Source organism: Bartonella sp. AP65SXKL, from assembly GCF_042195725.1.
Lineage (GTDB): Bacteria > Pseudomonadota > Alphaproteobacteria > Rhizobiales > Rhizobiaceae > Bartonella.
This window is the reverse complement of sequence record NZ_JBHIOW010000071.1, coordinates 1-1,063: the sequence shown is the minus strand read 5'-3', so window position 1 is coordinate 1,063 and position 1,063 is coordinate 1. Positions and strand designations below refer to the sequence as shown.

At 52.4% G+C, this 1,063-nt stretch carries 1 protein-coding gene; it reads right to left on the bottom strand.

The features are described from left to right. A partial coding sequence (locus tag ACFIMP_RS09725) for a DUF637 domain-containing protein (RefSeq protein ID WP_375686335.1) occupies positions 1 to 1,063 on the bottom strand: 1,063 nt, incomplete at both ends.

Sequence of the window (1,063 nt, the reverse complement as noted above, 5' to 3'; positions counted from 1 at the left end):
TTGCCGATCCTAATTCTTTAACGTCATGAGCTGTCTCAGATATTCCGTTTCCTATTGCTTTTACGGCACCAACAATCATACCCTTCGCAAGACCTATCCCAAAAATCCTATCTTGCTCTTCACTAATCTCGAACCATTTTTCGTTAACATCTCTTCGACACTGATCATCAGGGCACTCTTCTAACTCTTTCTTCATCTGAGCGCGTTGTGCACTCCCCAAAAAGTTATTTGCAGCGGCATTACCTGCGGCATCAGCGCCGGCATCAACATTGCCACCGGCAAGGGCAGCGGCAACGCCCCCAGCAGCCCTTGCAACATCAATGGTGTGGTCTCTAAAGTCAGCAAACTGCGCATCAATCTTTGCGTTTATACGCGCTTCCTCTTCCGGAGTTGGGGTGCGACCGTTTAGATCCCCCATTTCCTCTTTCACAATGCCTTGCACCCACAATTGAAACTGGAGCATAGCAGTGGCTTCGCCCACAGCACCCCCCACAGCACCGGCCGTGCAAGCACCGCTCGCAACAGCGCCTTTTAAGCAGCCAAGACCGGCATGGGCAACGATCTGCGTGACCGTATCTATTTTGCCTTCAGCCTTGGCGGTACCGATTTCTTCCGCCAACGATTTGCCAACCGTATCAGACAGGGCGATGCGCAGATTGTTAAAAAAGTTCTTGTCAAGAGAACCACCCTCAAGAGCCGTTTGCACGCCTGTGCCAATGGCGGCTTTGATCAAGTTCTTTTCCGCCTCACGGGTGATGCGATCAACCAGAGGAGCCGTTTTGGGCAAAGATTGTCCAACACCAGCCATTTCGGTTAGTTGGCTGGTTAAGCCTGCTGTCAACATCGACGAGACAATGCTGAGAATATTCTTTGAAGAGCCAAGCTCATGCAAGGCACCGGCAATATTGCCGCGATTATTGACAAGAGCCACAGCGCTTTTGTTAATCAGCGCTTGGACACCAGCCTGTATCGCCGCATTCATGGCGGTGCTCGAGCCAAGCCCCAAAGCACCGGTAATGGCACTGGCAGCGCCCGAGGCTGCTCCACCCGTAACCGCCGTGAC